Source organism: Pseudonocardia sp. Ae505_Ps2, from assembly GCF_001932425.1.
Taxonomy (GTDB): domain Bacteria; phylum Actinomycetota; class Actinomycetes; order Mycobacteriales; family Pseudonocardiaceae; genus Pseudonocardia.
Genome location: NZ_MCIP01000001.1, coordinates 936,955 through 953,760, shown reverse-complemented (window position 1 = coordinate 953,760; position 16,806 = coordinate 936,955). Strand labels below are relative to the sequence as shown.

The following is a 16,806-nucleotide window of genomic DNA, read 5'->3' as shown; positions in this document are numbered from 1 at the left end:
GACCGTACGTCGGAGGGGATTGCGAACGCGATTCAGAGATAGCTAAGGTTCGCCTAATCATCATAGAGGAGGTGGCGTGCGGATCCCATGGTCGGTGCTGGTCCTGGCCGGGTTGGTCGCGCTGTCCGGGTGCGCGCCCGGGGTCACCGGAACGAGTGACCCGGCCGGGCCCGCGGGTGCGGCGTTCCCGGTGACGGTCCCGCACGGGCAGGGGGAGGCCGTGGTGCCCGCGCCCCCGCAGCGGGTCGTCGTCCTGGGGGCGGGCGACGCGCAGATCGCGAGCGCGCTGGGTGCCCCGGTCGTCGGGGCGGTGCGCAACCCCGCCGCGCCGGACGGGTCCTGGCGCGGGGTCGACCCGCCGCTGCCGGCCGGGGTGTCGACACTCGATCCCCTCGCCCGACATCGAGGCCGTCGCGGCGCTGCGGCCGGACCTCATCCTGATGACGACCGCGCAGCCGGGCTACGCGGCGGCCTATCCGCGGCTGGCGACGATCGCCCCGACGGTGTCGTACCGTCACGCGCTGCTGCAGGACGCCGGCGAGGACCTCACGCGGATGATCGGTGCCGCACTCGGCCGTGCCGACGCCGCCGAGGCGCTGATCGCCCGGTCCGACGCCGCCCTCGCCCGGTTCCGAGCGGAGCTGGGACCGGACCGGCGCTACGTCTTCGGCCAGTACGCGGCCGGGACCACCTATCTGGTGACCGCCCCGGACGGCCCGTCGGTCCGGTTCTTCGAGCGGATCGGCCTCACCGTCCCACCGGCGGTGGCCGCGCTGCCGCCGTGGCAGGCCGGCATCGTGCAGCTCCCCGACGAGCAGCTCGGCCTGCTCGACGACGCCGACGTCGTGCTGATCGGCGTGCCCACCGACGGCGAGGGCCGGGAGTTCACCACCCGACCGCTGGTGGCGCGCGGCCCGCTGGTCCGCGAGGGCCGCCTGCACCTGCTGTCCGTCGCCGACTCCGCACTGCTGCTGACGCCGAACCCGGCGTCCACCCCCGCCCTGATCGAGACCCTGCGACCGCTGCTGGAGACGTCGTGACGGCAACAACCGACCAGGTCGCCGCGCCGGCGGCCGAACCCGACGCCCCGCCGTCGCGGCAGCGGGCCGAGGCCGCCGCGCTGACCGAGCTGTTGCGACCCGTCGCCGGCCGGATCCGGGTCGCGCAGGTGCTCGGCGCACTCGGCGCCGCAGCCGGGCTCGTCCCTTTCGTGGCTCTGGCCGGGCTCGCCGACGCGCTGCTCGCACCCGGCCCGGTGGACCGGTCCGCCGTCGAGGCCGCGGTGTGGCTGGTCCTCGCCGGGCTCGGCGCCCGGGCCGGGCTGACCGGGCTGGCGCTCGCGATCACCCACGTCGCCGACGTCCGGCTGCAGGCGGTGCTGCGCCGCCGGATGACCGCCCACCTGGGGCGGGTGCCGCTGGGCTGGTTCTCCGAGCGCTCCTCGGGACTGGTGCGCAAGGCGGCCCAGGACGACGTGCACGACCTGCACCAGGTCGTCGCCCACCATCCCGTCGAGTGGGTCGCGGCCTGGGTCCTGCCGCTCGCCGGGGTCGGCTACCTCGCCTGGCTGGACTGGCGTCTCGCACTGCTCGCGCTGGTCACGGTGCCGTTCTACGCGGCCGCCTACGCCTGGATGATGCGCGGCTACGCCGCGAAGGTCGACCAGATGGCCGCCGGGAACGCCCGGATCAGCAGCGCGGTCGTCGAGTTCGTGTCCGGCATCGCGGTCGTCAAGACCTTCGGCCAGGCCCGGCGCGCGCACCGCGGCTACGCCGAGGCCGCCCGCGACTTCGGCCGCTTCTACGCCGAGTGGGTCGGGCCGATGCTGCGGGTCGAGGCGTTCGCCGCGATGGCGCTCTCCGCCCCGGTGGTGCTGCTCGTGTCCTGCGCGGGCGTGCTGTGGTTCGTCGACGCCGGCTGGGTCACCCCGGTCGAGGCGATGACCGGGATCCTGGTGTCGCTCGTCGTCCCGACCACGATCACCGCGCTCGGCTTCGGGGCGTCGAACCGGCGCACCGCCGCCGCGGCCGCGCGCCGCATCCACGAGCTGCTCGACACCCCGGTGCTGCCGGTCCCCGACGCGCCGCGGGTGTCGTCCGGGCACCGGGTCGAGTTCGACGGGGTGCGGTTCGCCTACCCCGGCGGCGGCGAGGTGCTGCGCGGGATCGACCTGGACTGTCCGGAGGGGACGGTGACCGCACTGGTCGGGCCGTCCGGGGCGGGCAAGTCGACGCTGGCCACCCTGGTCGCCCGGTTCCACGACGTCACCGGCGGCGCGGTCCGGATCGGCGGCGTCGACGTCCGGGAGATCGCGCCCGAGGTGCTCTACCGCCACGTCGGCTTCGTCCTGCAGGACGTGCAGCTCGTGCACGGGAGCATCGCGGACAACGTGCGGCTGGGCCGACCCGACGCCCCCGACGAGGAGCTGCACGCCGCCTGCCGGGCCGCCCGGATCCACGAGCGGGTCCTGGCGCTGCCCCACGGCTACGACTCCGTCGTCGGCGAGGACGCGCTGCTCTCCGGTGGCGAGGCACAGCGCGTGTCGATCGCCAGGGCCCTGCTCGCCGACACCCCGGTCCTGGTCCTCGACGAGGCGACCGCGTTCGCCGACCCGGAGTCCGAGGCCGACATCCAGGACGCGCTGTCGGAGCTGGCCCGCGGGCGGACGGTGATCGTCGTCGCGCACCGGCTCTCGACGGTCACCGGGGCCGACCGGATCGCCGTCGTCGACGGCGGGGTCGTGCGCGAGACCGGCACGCACACCGAGCTGCTGGCCCGCGGCGGCCGCTACGCCGCGATGTGGACCGCCCACCGGGTGGGGGAGGAGCTGTCGTGATCGGCGACCTGTTGCTGATCCTGGGGCCGGAACACCGGCGCAGGCTCTACGCCTACCTGGGGTGGGTGAGCGCGTTCGGTGTCCTCCAGGGCGTCGCGACGGTCCTGCTCGTGCCGTTCCTGGAGGCGCTGTTCGCCGGGGACACCGGTGCCGCCCTGACCTGGGTGGGGGTGCTGGCGGTGGCCGTCGTGGCCGCCTGCGTCCTCTACTACGTGCAGGCGATGGCGGGCTTCGGCGTCGCCCTGGTCGTGCTGACGACGCTGCACGAACGGCTCGGGGACCACGTGTCCGCGCTGCCGCTGGGCTGGTTCTCCTCGGAGCGGGTCGGCCGGCTGTCGCGGATCGCCACCGGCGGCACCACGATGATCGCGGGGCTGTTCGCGCACCTGCTGACACCGCTGGTCGTCGCGGTGGTGACGCCGGCGACGATCGTGCTGGCGATGCTGCTGTTCGACGTGCGGCTCGCGCTGGCCGCCCTGGTGTGCGTGCCGGTGCTCTGGCTGGCGTTCCGGGCGTCGGCGTCCTGGGTGGGGCGCGGCGACGCGCTCGACGACGCCGCCGCGGTGGCCGCGGGCAACCGGGTCGTGGAGTTCGCCCGGACCCAGCGGGTGCTGCGGGCGTTCGGCCGCGGTGCCGCCGGGCACCGGCCGTTGGAGGACGCGATCGACGCCCAGTACCGCGCGGGGCGGCGCTCGATGTGGCTGGCGACGGCGGGCATCGTGACCGGGGGGTTCGCGGTGCAGCTGACGTTCAGCGCGATCCTGCTGACCGGCGTGTACCTGGTGCTCGGCGGCACGCTCGACGCCCTCCGGATGGTGGCGCTGCTCGCGCTGGCCGCCCGGTTCACCGGCCCGCTGGCCGAGGTCGGCGACTACGCCGGCGTCGTCCGGATCGCCCGCAACGACCTGGGCCGGCTGGTGGCGGTGCTGGGCGAGGAGCCGCTGCCCGAGCCGCACTGGTCGGCGGAGCGGCACGATCCCGGGGCCGTCGAGCTCGACGGGGTCGGGTTCGGCTACGAGCCGTCGACGCCGGTGCTGCGCGACGTCACGCTGCGGATCGCGCCGCGCGAGACGGTCGCGCTGGTCGGCGCGTCCGGGTCGGGCAAGACCACGGTGACCCGGCTGGTCGCGCGCTTCTGGGACGTCGACACCGGCACCGTGCGGGTGGGCGGTGCCGACGTCCGGGACCAGACCACCGAGGACCTGATGGCCCAGCTGGCGCTGGTCTTCCAGGACGTCTACCTGTTCGACGGGACGCTGGAGGCCAACGTCCGTCTCGGCCGCCCGGCCGCCACCGACGCCGAGGTCGCCGAGGCCGCCCGGCTGGCCGGGGTGACCGAGATCGTCGAGCGGCTCCCCGACGGCTGGGACACCCGGGTCGGGGAGGGCGGCACGTCGCTGTCGGGCGGGGAGCGCCAGCGGGTGTCGGTCGCCCGCGCGCTGCTCAAGAACGCCGACATCGTGCTGCTCGACGAGGCCACCGCCGCGCTCGACCCGGAGAACGAGCGGTTCTTCACGGAGTCGATGCGGGTCCTGGCGCAGCGCAGCACCGTCCTGGTGATCGCCCACCGGCTGCCCACGGTGGTCGGCGCGGACCGGATCGTCGTGCTCGACGACGGCCGGGTCGCCGAGGTCGGCACGCACGCCGAGCTGCGGGCCCAGCAGGGCCGGTACGCCGCCTTCTGGAACTCCCGCCGCCGCGCCCGCGGCTGGCGGCTCGTCGGAACCGGGGAGCCCTCATGACCGCACCACTGCCGTCCTGCGCGATCGCCCGGGTGAGCGGCATCGAGCCGCTGACCCCGCGGATGCGCCGGATCACCCTCGACTCCGACGACCTTGTCGGCGTCGAGCAGATCGCCCCCGACCAGCAGGTGAAGCTGTTCTTCGCCCGCGACGGCGGCGTCCCCGAGATCCCGCCGGCCCCCGACGACGGCAGTGTCGCCGGCTGGTACGCCCGCTACCTGGCCGTGCCCGAACAGCGACGGCCGTGGATGCGTTCCTACACCGTGCGCGCCCTGGACCCCGACGCCGGCCGGATGGTCGTCGACTTCGTGCTGCACGGGGAGGGGGAGCCGGGGGGCGGGCACGCCGGCCCGGCGAGCCGCTGGGCGGCGCGGGCCGCCATCGGCGACCCGGTCGGGGTGCTGGGCCCGGCCGTCGCGGGGTACCGCAGCCCGGACGGCGAGCCGGTGCGGCTGCTGGTCGGCGACGAGACCGCGCTGCCCGCGATCGGGGCGATCGTGGAGCAGCTCCCGGCCGGGACCCGGGCGGTCGCGGTCGTCGAGGTCGCCGGACCGGAGGAGGAGCAGGAGCTCCCCGGCGCCGACGTGCACTGGGTGCACCGCGGCGCGGGAACCCTGCTCGACGCGGTGCGCGCGGTGGAGCTCCCGGCGACCCCGGCGGAGCCGGTGTTCGCCTGGGTCGCCGGGGAGGCGTCCGCGGTGCGGGCGGTCCGCCGCCACCTGGTCGGCGAGCGCGGGCTCGACAAGGCCCGGGTCGCGTTCACCGGGTACTGGCGGCGCGACCTGACCCAGGACGACGCGCCGACCGAGCAGGACATGGCGGACGTGGCCGAGCAGATGCCCGTCACCTCCTGACGGCCTCCGTCGGGCCCTCCGTGGGCGCGGCGGCCCACCGCTGCTCGACCCGGCCGAACCGCCAGACCGCGAGCGCCACCAGCCAGGCGACGACGAAGAGGCCGACGATGCCGTAGCCGGCGTCGTCGAGCGGGATGCCGGCGACCGCGACCAGCGGCGCGGAGGTGGTTCCGGTCTCCTGCACCAGCACGCTCACGAGCTCGATGGTGCCGATGACCAGCGCGACGGCGACGGACAGCGCCGTGATGGTGATGTTGTAGTAGACCTTGCGCACCGGCCGGGCGAAGGCCCAGCCGTAGGCGACGTTCATGAAGACGCCGTCGACGGTGTCGAGCAGGCTCATCCCGGCCGCGAACAGCACCGGCAGCACGAGGATCGCGTAGAACGGCAGGGCGAACGCGGCGGCACCGCCGGCCAGCACGAGCAGCGTCACCTCGGTCGCGGTGTCGAAGCCGAGTCCGAACAGGAAGCCGATCGGGTAGATGTGCCATGGCTTGCGCACCGACCGGGCCAGCCCACCGAGGAAGCGGTTCATCAGGCCCCGCTTGGCGAGGTGCTCCTCCAGCTCGGCCTCGCTGTACTCGCCGCGCCGCATCCGCCGGAACACCCCGACGATCCCGACCAGCACGACCAGGTTGAGCAGCCCGATGATCCACAGGAACACCCCGGACACCGACGACCCGATGATCCCGGTGACGGCGTGCAGGGTGGAGTCGTCGTCGCCGACCTGCCCGGCGAGTGCCCGGACCCCGAGCCCGAGCAGGAAGGTCAGGGCGAACACCACCGTCGAGTGGCCGAGGGAGAACCAGAACCCGACCGACAGCGGTCGGCGGCCGCCGTCGGCGAGCAGCTTGCGGGTGGTGTTGTCGATCGCGGCGATGTGGTCGGCGTCGAAGGCGTGCCGCAGGCCGAGGGTGTAGGCGAGCACACCGATCCCGATGCCGAACACCCCGGAGGAGCCGAGGTCGTAGTGCGCCGGCGCGACGAGGACGACGAGCACGCCGAACCCCAGGACGTGCAGCAGCGCGATGAACCCGAACATGCCGGCGAGCGACCGGCGGTCGTGGCGGTCGAGGGCGGCACGCCACCGGCGGGCGGGGGAGGGGGCCCCGGTGGGGACGGGCTGGGGGGCGGACATCGACGGACTCCCGGCGTCGGGGCCGCCCGGAGCGGGCGGCGCGATCGCGGCCACCGTGCGCCCACCGCAGCCGCGGTGTCATGGCTGCTGCCGGTGATTGGCGACGCTGCTGCGGCGGTGCCCGGAAGATCCCTCACCTTTCGGGTAGGTCGGCCTGAACGCATGAGCGGACGGACCGACGTCGGCCGGCCCGTCCGCTCCGCCGTCAGTCCCAGTCCAGCGAGCCCCCGGTGCGGTACTCGGTCACCCGCGTCTCGAAGAAGTTCTTCTCCTTGCGCAGGTCCATCGCCTCGCTCATCCACGGGAACGGGTTCTCCGGTTCTCCGAACAGCGGGGCGAGCCCGATCTGCTCGGCGCGCCGGTCGGTGATGAACCGCAGGTACCGCTCGCAGGACTCGGCGGTGAGCCCGAGCATCCCGCGGGGCATGGTGTCGCGGGCGTAGGCGACCTCCAGCTCGCACGCCTCCCGCAGCATCGTCCGGATCTCCGCGACGAACCCCGCGGTCCACAGGTGCGGGTTCTCGATCTTGATCTGGTTGATGCAGTCGATGCCGAAGTTCAGGTGGATCGACTCGTCGCGCAGGATGTACTGGTACTGCTCGGCGATGCCCACCATCTTGTTGCGCCGGCCGAGCGCGAGGATCTGGGCGAACCCGGTGTAGAACCACATGCCCTCGAACACCACGTAGAAGGCGACCAGGTCGCGCAGGAACGCGCGGTCGTTCTCCGGGGTGCCGGTGCGGAAGTCCGGGTCGGACAGCGCCTGGGTGTAGCGCAGCGCCCAGGCGTCCTTCTCGGTGATCGACGGGACGGTCCGGTAGGCGTTGAACAGCTCGCCCTCGTCGAGCCCGAGGGACTCGCACACGTACTGGAACGTGTGGGTGTGCACCGCCTCCTCGAACGACTGCCGCAGCAGGTACTGCCGGCACTCGGGGTTGGTGAGGTGGCGGTAGACGGCGAGCACGATGTTGTTCGCGACCAGCGACTCGGCGGTGGCGAAGAAGCCGAGGTTGCGGGTGAGCATCAGGCGCTCGTCGTCGGTGAGGCCGCCGGGGGAGCGCCACAGCGCGATGTCGGCCTGCATGGCGACCTCGGTCGGCATCCAGTGGTTGGCGCAGCCGGCCAGGTACTTCTCCCAGGCCCAGGTGTACTTGAGCGGCAGGAGCTGGTTGACGTCGGCCCGCGCGTTGATCATGCGCTTGTCGTCGGCGTCGATCGGGGCGGCGCCGCGGGCGATCTCGCCGAGCCCGCTGGTGTCGGCGCCCGTGTGGCGGTCGGTGGTCGGGGTGCTCACTGGCAGGCCTCGCAGTCGGGGTCGTCGACCGAGCAGGCGGCGCCCGGGTCGAGATCGGGGGCGGTGACGGGGACCGCGGGCACGGTCGCCGCGGGCGACGGCGCCGGGGCCGCCGGGGCCGGGGCGGCCGCGGGGGTGCTGGGCACGCCGGTCAGTCGGCCGTCGGTGCCGGTGAGGGTGGACTTCTCGACGGCCGTCGCCGCGCGGGTGCGCAGGTAGTAGGTGGTCTTGAGGCCCGAACGCCAGGCCAGGCGGTAGAGCTCGTCCAGGGCACGGCCGCTGGGGGAGGCCAGGTAGAGGTTCAACGACTGGGCCTGGTCGAGCCACTTCTGCCGGCGCGACGCCGCGGCCACGAGCCGGCTCGGCTCGATCTCGAACGCGGTCGCGTAGAGCTCCTTCAGGTCGGCGGGGACCCGGTCGATCTCGGCCAGCGACCCGTCGAAGTACTTCAGGTCGGCGACCATCACCTCGTCCCACAGCCCGCGCTCCTTGAGGTCGCGGACCAGGTGCGGGTTGATCACGGTGAAGTCGCCGGACATGTTGGACTTCACGTACAGGTTGAGGTGGATCGGCTCGATCGACTGCCCGACCCCGCAGATGTTCGAGATCGTCGCCGTCGGGGCGATCGCGAGCACGTTGGAGTTGCGCATCCCCTGGGTGCGGACCTTCTCCCGCAGTGTGTCCCAGTCCAGCGTGGACGACCGGTCGATCTCGAGCTCGCCGTCGCCGCGGGCCGCGGCCAGCAGGTCGAGCGAGTCCAGCGGCAGGATCCCGCGGCTCCACAGCGACCCGTCGAAGCTGGCGTAGCGGCCGCGCTCGACCGCCAGGTCCGACGACGCGGTGATCGCGTGGAAGCTCAGGAGCTCGGCCGAGGTGTCGGCGAACTCGACGGCCGCGTCGCTCGCGGGGGCGATGCGCTGGACGAACAGCGCGTCGGAGAAGCCCATCATGCCCAGGCCGACCGGGCGGTGGCGCAGGTTGGACCGGCGGGCCTCGGGGATCGTGTAGAAGTTGATGTCCACGACGTTGTCGAGCATCCGCACCGCGGTCGTCACCGTGCGACGGAGCTTGTCCGCGTCGAGCCCGTCGCGCGTGACGTGCGCGGCGAGGTTCACCGAGCCGAGGTTGCAGACCGCGACCTCGCCCTCGTCGCCGGCGCGGGTGTTCAGGGTGATCTCGGTGCACAGGTTCGACGAGTGCACCACCCCCGCGTGCTGCTGCGGGCTGCGCAGGTTGCACGGGTCCTTGAACGTGATCCACGGGTGCCCGGTCTCGAACAGCATGGTCAGCATCCGCCGCCACAGCTCGACCGCGCGCACCGTGCGGTGCACCCGGATCTCGCCGCGCGCCGCGGCCGCCTCGTACTCGCGGTACCGCTGGGCGAACGCGGTGCCGTAGAGGTCGTGCAGGTCGGGCACCTCGTCCGGGGAGAACAGTGTCCACTCGGCGTCGGCCTGCACGCGGCGCAGGAACTCGTCGGGCACCCAGTTCGCGGTGTTCATGTCGTGGGTCCGGCGGCGGTCGTCGCCGGTGTTCTTGCGCAGGTCGAGGAACTCCTCGATGTCGACGTGCCAGGTCTCCAGGTAGGCGCACGCCGCGCCCTTGCGCTTGCCGCCCTGGTTCACCGCGACGGCCGTGTCCCCGGCGATCTTGAGGAACGGCACCACCCCCTGGGAGACGCCGTTGGTGCCGCGGATGTGCGCGCCGAGGCCGCGGACCGGGGTCCAGTCGTTGCCGAGCCCACCGGAGTACTTGGCCAGCAGCGCGTTGTTCCGGTACCCGCCGAAGATCGACTCCAGGTCGTCGTCGACGGTGGTGAGGAAGCACGACGACAGCTGCGGCCGGGTGGTGCCGGAGTTGAACAGCGTCGGGGTCGAGGCCATGAAGTCGAAGCTGGACAGGACCTCGTAGAACTCGATCGCCCGGGCCTCGCGGTCGATCTCGCGCACCGCCAGCCCCATCGCGACCCGCAGGAAGAACGCCTGCGGCAGCTCGAAGCGCACGCCGCGCTCGTGCAGGAAGTAGCGGTCGTAGAGGGTCTGCAGGCCGAGGAAGCCGATCTGCAGGTCACGGTCCGGGCGGAGGGCGGCGGTGACCCGGTCCAGGTCGAAGGTCGCGAGCTCGGGGTCGACCAGGCCGATCGCGATGGCGTGGCGCAGGTAGTCCTTCGTGTAGGACGCGTACCGCTCGGTCATCGTCGCGTGGTCCGGGGTCTCCCGGGTGCCCGCCAGGTGGGAGACGGCCTCGGCGCGGAGCCGGTCCAGCAGCAGTCGGGACGCCACCAGGGAGTAGGCGGGCTCGCGCTCCACCAGGGTGCGGGCGGCCAGGACCAGGGCCTGGGCCAGCTCGTCGGCGGTGATGCCGTCGTAGACGGTGCGGTCCAGCTCGGCGAGCACCGGCTCCGGCGCGACGTCGTCGATGCCGTCGCACGCCTCGCCGAGCACCGCGGCGACCCGGTCACGGTCCAGTGGGGTCCGGCTGCCGTCGGGCCCGGTGACGTGCACGACCGGTGCGTCCGACACGCTGTCCCCGCCGTCGCGTTCCCGGGCCCGTGCCTGCTGCTCGCGGTAGAGCACGTAGGAACGGGCGACCTTGTGGTGGCCGCCGCGCATCAGGGCGAGCTCGACCTGGTCCTGGATCTGCTCGACGTGCACGGCGTGCGCCGGGTGCCGGGTCAGCGCCGCGACGACCTGGTCGGTCAGCCCGGCCACGAGGTGGTGCAGCCGCGACGACGTCGCGCCCGAGTCCCCCTCGACCGCCAGGAACGCCTTGGTCGTCGCCACCGAGATCTTCGTGGCGTCGAACCCGGTCTCGGAGCCGTCGCGCCGGATGACGCGCAGGGCCGGGGGTGCTGTTGCCGGTGCAGCGGTGGAAGCCGTCACGGGCTCTCTCCTCGCGAGTCGCCGTCGCCTCCGGGGGCGGGCGCGGTGCGAGGAGGCGGCGGGTCCCGTGCCGTCGGCGGCCCACCGCACCCTGGCGCCGTCCCACGAGGCCCCGGAGCAGCGCGCACCGGTCGGTACGCGCACCGGTGGCAGGTCTTCGGACTCACGGGCGCACTGCTCACACCTACTGGCCGTCGCTTCCCGGGATCACTCCCAGTGCTGTTGACGGCGGTCGTTCCCGTTCACCGCTGCGGGGCAGTCCCGGATTCCCACCGGGTTCCCTCTTGCCTCACCGGCCCGGGCGGGCCGGTGAACCACCAGTGATCCGGACACTACATCTTGTGGGCAGAGCTACTCCATCCCCCCATCGGTGCGGATGCGACCCCCCTCGGTGACCGGCGGTCCGGGGTCAGCCCGCCGCCCGTCCCTCGGCCGTCGCCCGGGGGCCGGGGGTGAACACGTGCCCCGCGAGTGCGGGCGGGACGGCGGCGAGGCCCGGCCCGCCGGCGCGCACCCAGGCCGCGACCGCGTCCGTGGTCGCGGCGTCCAGGACCGCACGGAGCCAGACCGGGCGGGCGCCCGCCCGGCGGGCCCCGGGCGCCGGGGCGACCACCAGGACGTCGGAGTCCGCGCACGGGCCCAGGCACTCGCTGGTGCGCAGCCGGGCGTGCCCGGCCAGGCCGTCGGTCAGCCGGTCGAGCAGCCGGTCGTGGTGGTCGCGGTCGAGGCCGGGGTGCTTGCGGCCGGAGCCGCAGCAGCACCCCCGGCAGGCGGTGACGGCGGGGAGGGCGGACACGCCCCGACCCTACGTGACACCTGACGAACTGTTCAGGTGATCACGGCGACGACGGGTGTCCGGCGGCACCGGCCCGGCGGACGGTCGTGGTCGACGAGGCGCGGCGGGTAGGCAGGGCCCGCCGTGGGGTACTCCGCCGCCGACCGTTCCACCATCGACAGGGAGATCCCGTGAGCCACCACGTCCTGGACGCCGCCGGCGTCACCACCCCGGCCGTCGTCGTCGAGAAGCTGCACGACGCCGCCCGCGCGAGCACCGCCTGCGCCTCGGCGATGGTCGCCTCCGGCGGGATGGAGACCGAGGTCCTGCTGGCGCTCGACGCCGCCGACCTCTGCACCGCCGCCGCGGCCGTGCTCGGCCGCCGCACCGGGGACAAGGCCGTCGGCGAGGCCGCCGCCTCGGCCGCCGCGCTGGCCTGCGAGGCGTCCGCCGCGGCCTGCGGCGCCCACGCCGACCACCACGAGCACTGTCGGCTGCACGCCGAGGTCACCCGCGAGACGGCGGCGCTGCTGCGCGAGCACGCCGGCGCCTGAGGCCCGGCGGGGCGTGCGCGGCCGGGCCCCTGGCCCGGCTGCGCACGCCCGTCCTGCGGCCGGGAGCGGTTCCGAGCCCCGCCCGCAGCGGGTCACCCCATCCGCAGCCGGTGGAACCGGGCCCAGGTGGCGGTGTCGGGCCGGGCGGGCTCGACGCCGGTCAGGTCGGCGGAGACGCCGACGTGCTCGTCGCCCGAGGACCAGACGGTCGAGCGGTCGCGCAGCAGGAGCTGGGCGCGTCGCAGGGCCTCGACCCGGCGCGCCTCGTCGGGCACCCCGCGCGCGGTGGCGAGCAGGGCACGCACGTCGGCCCGTCCCGCCGCGGCCGGTGCGGCCGGCGCGCCGTCGTCGCCCGCGGTCGCGGCGGGCGGGGCGTCGTCGGCGGGGTCCGGGCCCGCGGTCGCGCGCAGGTACAGCGGGAGCGGGGTCGCCGCGGCCCGGCGGAACCGGATGCCCGGGGTCGGGACGGCGTCGGGCGGGTCCGGCTCGCGCGGCGTGCAGGTCAGCCCGATCTCGGCGAGCTGTTCCACGACGGTGTCGGCGGCCGGGCGCGACATCGGGTCGAACGGGTCGAACAGCAGCGGCACCTCCAGCCGGTCCGCGCCCGCCGCCGCGACGAGCTCCCGCGCGCGGGCGACGTCGCGCTCCACCGGCGCGAACCCGGCCGGGTGATACGCCAGGCCCGGGCCGAACAGGTCGTCGCCCGGCTCGGCGAGGTCGAGCAGCACCTCGCGGACGAGCTCGGTCCGGTCGATGCCGAGCCGGACCGCCTCGGCCAGCCGGGGATCGCCGAGCACGTCGCCGGACGCCCCGGCGGTCGTGCCGCCCGCCGTACCGGTGCCGGGGGCCGACCCGGCCGGGCCGACGTCGAGGAAGCGGGTCGCCGAGCCCGGCGCGGACACCACCGTCGTGCCGACCCGCCCGAGCAGCCGGCGCGCGCTGTGCGGGAACAGGTCGTGCGCCCAGTGCACGTGACCGTCCACGAGGGACTGGTAGCGGTTCTCCTCGTCGTCGTCCACCACGAACTCCACGGCGGGCGAGCGCGCCGCGCCCAGCCAGTGGCCGTCGTGCCGGTAGAGCGCGTCCGGGGACCCGGGCAGCCAGCGGAACGCTCCGGTGCCCACCGGCGGGGTGCCGCGGCCGTCGCGCACGATGCCGGTGCCCGGCGAGCCCAGGACGAGGCCGAACAGGAAGTCCGGGGCGCCGAGCACCAGCTCCACCTCCGACGCCGAGACCGCCCGGCTGGCGGCGAGGTCGAGCCCGGCCAGCAACGGTGCCGCCGTCGCCCCGGTGGCGGGATCGGTGATCCGGCGCAGCGACGCCAGCACGTCGGCCGAGGTCAGCGGGCGCCCGTCGTGGGCGGGGGCGTCGCGCAGCCGGATCCGCCATCTCGTCCCCGTCCGGTCCGGCGCCGCCGACGCGGCCAGGTGCGGCCGTGGGGTCATGTCCTGGTCCCAGACCAGCAGCGTGTCCGCGACGGCCGCCGCCCGCGCCCGGTCCACCGGCCGCCACACCACGTGCGGGTCCGGGACGCCGAGCGGGCCGTCACCGGCGAACGCGGCCACCAGCCGAGGGGCGGTGGTGTCGGCCGGGGCCCCGCACGCGGCCAGCGCCGGAATCCCCGCCAGCGCCGCGGTCGCACCGGCGGCCCGCAGGAACGATCGACGGCTCAACTGCACGACCACAGGGTGCCCGGTGCGGTCACGGCCGAGGCGGCGGGGAGGGACCTCCGCGGGTGCCGGGCGGGCTCAGGACAGGGCGTGCCCGACCCGGAGAGATCACCGGCGCGGGCCGGCGGCCTCGAGGTGGGTGCCGACCGGCGTGAACCCGCTGCGCCGGTACCAGTCCCGTGGCCAGTCGTCGACGCCGGCGCCCAGTGCGAGCAGGTCGCAGCCGTGCTCGGCGGCGAGCTCGCGGGAGCGGGCCAGCAGCGCCCGGCCGTGCCCCCGGCCGCGGTGGGCCCGGTCGGTCTCCAGGGCGTCGAGCCAGGCCGTCGCACCGTCGCGGCGCAGCGTCGCGGCCGCCACCACCCGGTCGTCGACGACGACGGCGAGGCGGTGCAGGGCCAGCACCCGGTCGTCGCCGGTGTCGCGGTCGACCAGCTGGCCGAGGTCCTCGGGTCCGGTGCCGGGCAGGTCCCGGGCCCAGGAGGCGCGCCGGAACCCGCGGAGCTCGTGGTGGTCCAGCTCGGTGACCGTCGCCGTGTCCGGGGGCGCGCCGGTCGTGGTGGGGGCGGTCATGGCCTCGTTCGCCGCGACCGACCACCCGGCGGCGCGCAGGCCGTCGGCCAGCTCGTCCGCGCCCGGTCCCCACAGCAGCGCGTTCGGGTGCAGGCCGTGCGCGGTGAGCGCCCGGTCGGCCTCGGCGAGCACGGTGGCCGGATCGGTCCGGTCAGGACGGTCGAGCAGCAGCCGGTTGTGCATCCGCGACACCGGCCAGGCGTCGGTCCGGACCGCGACGCCGCCGGTCACGGGCTCCTCCGCGCTCGCGCCGCGGCGCAGCATCGACGGCTCGAACCCCATCGCCCGCGCCGCTGCGCCGGGTTCGGGGACCTCCGGGGCGGCGAAGCCGTCCGGGCCGGGCCGGTAGGGCAGCACCATCAGCACCGCCGACGCCGGCACCGCCCCGTAGGCGTGCGGGAACCGCATCGACGCCGGGTCGGTCGGCACGCCCGGCTCCCACCGGACGTCGATCCCGGCGCCGTCGATCCGGGCCGGGTCGAGGACGAGCAGGACCAGGTCCGACCGGCCGGCGAACAGGCGCTGCGCGGGCAGGGCGACCTGGTCGGGCGTCGACAGGTGCACGAACCCGACCTCGTCGAGGGAGGGGGGGAGCCACGGCTCCGGTGTCGAGCCACCTCCGCCACTCACCCGGGGTGCAGAGGTGCAGCAGGACCGTCCCGACCGTCATGGGAGACAGCCTGCCCGCCCGTCCGAACGGACGGGCGTGGATGTCGAGTATTGATTTCCGGCACCGGGTGCCAATAGCGTCCGATCCGCTGCCACCGCCGGCCGGCGGGGCGGTTCACCACCTCTCTCGCCGAGAGTCGGATCCAGCGGAGGTTGCGCATGAGTGAGCACCAGAACGAGGACGCCCTGACCGAGGAGACCCTCGTCGAGGAGGTCTCCATCGACGGCATGTGCGGTGTCTACTAAGCCCCTCGACACCACGGTTCCGGACGGTGCCGCGGGGGCTTTCGACCCCGCGGCACCGTACCGGCTCAGCGAGAGCGTCTCGCTGCGTCCGGAGCCCTTCGGCGCCCTGGTGTACGACTTCGTGACCCGCAAGCTGTCCTTCCTCAAGACGCCCCAGCTGGTCTCGGTCGTGCGCGACCTGGAGAACCAGCCGGACGCCCGGTCGGCCGTCGTGGCCGCCGACGTCCCCGAGGCCCAGCACGACGCCTACCTGCGTGCCCTCGCCGGACTGCTGAAGTCCCGCACGATCGTCGCCCGCTAGTCCCGCCCGCCCCGCCGACCACCACAGTGAGGTGCCCGTGAAGCTGGTCGACCACTTCCAGTACGGCCTGAACTCGCCCATCTGCCTGACCTGGGAGCTCACCTACGCGTGCAACCTCGCGTGCGTGCACTGCCTGTCCAGCTCGGGGCGGCGCGACCCGCGCGAGCTGAGCACCGCCGAGGCCAAGGCCGTCATCGACGAGCTGCAGCGCATGCAGGTCTTCTACATCAACATCGGTGGCGGCGAGCCGACCGTGCGCCCGGACTTCTGGGAGCTGCTGGACTACGCCATCGCCCACGACGTCGGCGTCAAGTTCTCCACCAACGGCGTCAAGCTCGACAAGGCCCGTGCCGCGCAGCTCGCCGCGACCGACTACGTCGACATCCAGATCTCGATGGACGGCGCGACGGCCGAGGTCAACGACTACGTGCGGGGCCCCGGCTCGTTCGACACCGCGATCACCGCGCTGGAGAACCTCGCCGAGGCGGGCTTCAAGCACCCCAAGACCTCGGTCGTGATGACCCGGGAGAACGTCGACCAGCTCGACGAGTTCAAGGCCATCGCCGACAAGTACGGCGCCCAGCTGCGCATCACCCGTCTCCGCCCGTCCGGCCGCGGCGCCGACGTCTGGGACGAGCTGCACCCGACCCAGGCCCAGCAGAAGCAGCTCTACGACTGGCTGGTCGCGAACGGCGACCAGGTCCTGACCGGTGACTCGTTCTTCCACCTGTCGGCCTACGGCGAGGCCCTGCCCGGGCTGAACCTGTGCGGCGCGGGCCGCGTGGTCTGCCTGATCGACCCGGTGGGCGACGTCTACGCCTGCCCGTTCGCGATCCACGAGAACTTCCTGGCGGGCAACGTCCGCGACGAGGGCGGCTTCAAGGAGGTGTGGGAGCACTCCGAGCTGTTCACCGAGCTGCGCCAGCCGCAGACCGGCGGGGCCTGCGCCTCGTGCTCGCACTACGACTCCTGCCAGGGCGGCTGCATGGCGGCGAAGTTCTTCACCGGCCTGCCGCTCGACGGCCCGGACCCGGAGTGCGTGCAGGGCTACGGCGAGGCGATGCTGGCCGCGCGCTCCTCCGACGCGGTGATCCCGAAGTCCGACGTGGACCACTCGCGCTCCGCGCCGCGCAACTCCCGTGCGCCGAAGCAGCCGACGATGCTCTCGCTCGCCCCGCCGCCGCGCCGGCCGGACCGGGCGTGCGACGAGAACCCGCTCGCCGGGTTCGCGCCGGACGCCGTGCCCGCGGCGCAGCCGGTCGCGACCCGCTGACC

14 protein-coding genes and 1 riboswitch are annotated in these 16,806 nt (G+C 74.4%); of the genes, 8 read left to right on the top strand and 6 right to left on the bottom strand.

What is annotated here, in order from left to right; genetic code table 11:
* Window positions 1–290 precede the first annotated feature (290 nt).
* The 4 genes from Ae505Ps2_RS04340 to Ae505Ps2_RS04325 are packed head-to-tail and all read left to right on the top strand — an operon-like array spanning window position 291 to window position 5,432.
* Window positions 291–1,040, top strand: a complete 750-nt coding sequence (locus Ae505Ps2_RS04340; protein ID WP_075553424.1) for an ABC transporter substrate-binding protein — start codon at window positions 291–293, stop codon at window positions 1,038–1,040.
* Window positions 1,037–2,836, top strand: a complete 1,800-nt coding sequence (locus tag Ae505Ps2_RS04335) for an ABC transporter ATP-binding protein (protein ID WP_075309877.1) — start codon at window positions 1,037–1,039, stop codon at window positions 2,834–2,836. Before Ae505Ps2_RS04340 ends, Ae505Ps2_RS04335 begins: the two co-directional genes overlap by 4 nt.
* Window positions 2,833–4,578: an ABC transporter ATP-binding protein gene (locus tag Ae505Ps2_RS04330; RefSeq protein ID WP_075309878.1), complete on the top strand. Its 1,746-nt coding sequence runs from the start codon at window positions 2,833–2,835 to the stop codon at window positions 4,576–4,578. Before Ae505Ps2_RS04335 ends, Ae505Ps2_RS04330 begins: the two co-directional genes overlap by 4 nt.
* Window positions 4,575–5,432, top strand: coding sequence for a siderophore-interacting protein (locus Ae505Ps2_RS04325; protein WP_075309879.1), 858 nt, complete (start codon window positions 4,575–4,577; stop codon window positions 5,430–5,432). The genes Ae505Ps2_RS04330 and Ae505Ps2_RS04325 overlap by 4 nt, the downstream gene beginning before the upstream one ends.
* On the opposite strand, the gene Ae505Ps2_RS04320 is transcribed toward Ae505Ps2_RS04325, so the two are convergent.
* The 4 genes from Ae505Ps2_RS04320 to Ae505Ps2_RS04305 form a co-directional block, all read right to left on the bottom strand.
* Window positions 5,422–6,474 (bottom strand): HoxN/HupN/NixA family nickel/cobalt transporter, encoded by a 1,053-nt coding sequence (locus Ae505Ps2_RS04320; protein WP_233147807.1) that lies wholly within the window; start codon window positions 6,472–6,474, stop codon window positions 5,422–5,424. The genes Ae505Ps2_RS04325 and Ae505Ps2_RS04320 overlap by 11 nt on opposite strands.
* Before the next feature lie 301 nt (window positions 6,475–6,775).
* A complete protein-coding gene (locus Ae505Ps2_RS04315) occupies window positions 6,776–7,864 on the bottom strand; it encodes a ribonucleotide-diphosphate reductase subunit beta (protein ID WP_020624607.1) in 1,089 nt (362 codons plus the stop codon).
* Window positions 7,861–10,746 carry a ribonucleoside-diphosphate reductase subunit alpha gene (locus Ae505Ps2_RS04310; protein ID WP_075309880.1) on the bottom strand — a complete coding sequence of 962 codons (2,886 nt, stop codon included), beginning with the start codon at window positions 10,744–10,746 and terminating at the stop codon, window positions 7,861–7,863. Before Ae505Ps2_RS04310 ends, Ae505Ps2_RS04315 begins: the two co-directional genes overlap by 4 nt.
* Window positions 10,747–10,876: 130 nt before the next feature.
* A riboswitch (cobalamin riboswitch) is annotated at window positions 10,877–11,080 on the bottom strand.
* Window positions 11,081–11,155: 75 nt separating this feature from the next.
* Window positions 11,156–11,542, bottom strand: coding sequence for a hypothetical protein (locus Ae505Ps2_RS04305; RefSeq protein ID WP_075333935.1), 387 nt, complete (start codon window positions 11,540–11,542; stop codon window positions 11,156–11,158).
* A 170-nt stretch (window positions 11,543–11,712) separates the two neighbouring features.
* Between Ae505Ps2_RS04305 and Ae505Ps2_RS04300 the strand changes: the two genes are divergently transcribed.
* Window positions 11,713–12,075, top strand: a complete 363-nt coding sequence (locus Ae505Ps2_RS04300; RefSeq protein ID WP_075309882.1) for a hypothetical protein — start codon at window positions 11,713–11,715, stop codon at window positions 12,073–12,075.
* Between the two features lie 92 nt (window positions 12,076–12,167).
* On the opposite strand, the gene Ae505Ps2_RS04295 is transcribed toward Ae505Ps2_RS04300, so the two are convergent.
* A complete protein-coding gene (locus Ae505Ps2_RS04295) occupies window positions 12,168–13,754 on the bottom strand; it encodes an ABC transporter substrate-binding protein (protein WP_158071540.1) in 1,587 nt (528 codons plus the stop codon).
* A gap of 99 nt (window positions 13,755–13,853) precedes the next feature.
* Window positions 13,854–14,879 (bottom strand): GNAT family N-acetyltransferase, encoded by a 1,026-nt coding sequence (locus tag Ae505Ps2_RS33095; protein WP_249265215.1) that lies wholly within the window; start codon window positions 14,877–14,879, stop codon window positions 13,854–13,856.
* 264 nt (window positions 14,880–15,143) lie between these two features.
* Here Ae505Ps2_RS33095 and mftA point away from each other — a divergent pair, with 264 nt between their 5' ends.
* From mftA to mftC, 3 genes are read left to right on the top strand one after another with little or no spacing between them, the layout of a single operon-like run.
* On the top strand, window positions 15,144–15,230 hold the full coding sequence (gene mftA / locus Ae505Ps2_RS04285; RefSeq protein ID WP_060710386.1) for a mycofactocin precursor MftA: 87 nt from the start codon (window positions 15,144–15,146) through the stop codon (window positions 15,228–15,230).
* Window positions 15,220–15,531: a mycofactocin biosynthesis chaperone MftB gene (gene mftB / locus Ae505Ps2_RS04280; protein WP_043280690.1), complete on the top strand. Its 312-nt coding sequence runs from the start codon at window positions 15,220–15,222 to the stop codon at window positions 15,529–15,531. The genes mftA and mftB overlap by 11 nt, the downstream gene beginning before the upstream one ends.
* A 37-nt stretch (window positions 15,532–15,568) precedes the next feature.
* Window positions 15,569–16,804 carry a mycofactocin radical SAM maturase gene (gene mftC, locus Ae505Ps2_RS04275; protein ID WP_075553423.1) on the top strand — a complete coding sequence of 412 codons (1,236 nt, stop codon included), beginning with the start codon at window positions 15,569–15,571 and terminating at the stop codon, window positions 16,802–16,804.
* The last annotated feature ends 2 nt before the right edge of the window (window positions 16,805–16,806 follow it).

Coding starts and splice junctions, on each gene's coding strand:
- Ae505Ps2_RS04325 (WP_075309879.1), top strand. CDS start 4,575: ATGACCGCACCACTGCCGTCCTGCGCGATCGCCCGGGTGAGCGGCATC.
- Ae505Ps2_RS04320 (WP_233147807.1), bottom strand. CDS start 6,474: ATGTTCGGGTTCATCGCGCTGCTGCACGTCCTGGGGTTCGGCGTGCTC.
- mftA (WP_060710386.1), top strand. CDS start 15,144: ATGAGTGAGCACCAGAACGAGGACGCCCTGACCGAGGAGACCCTCGTC.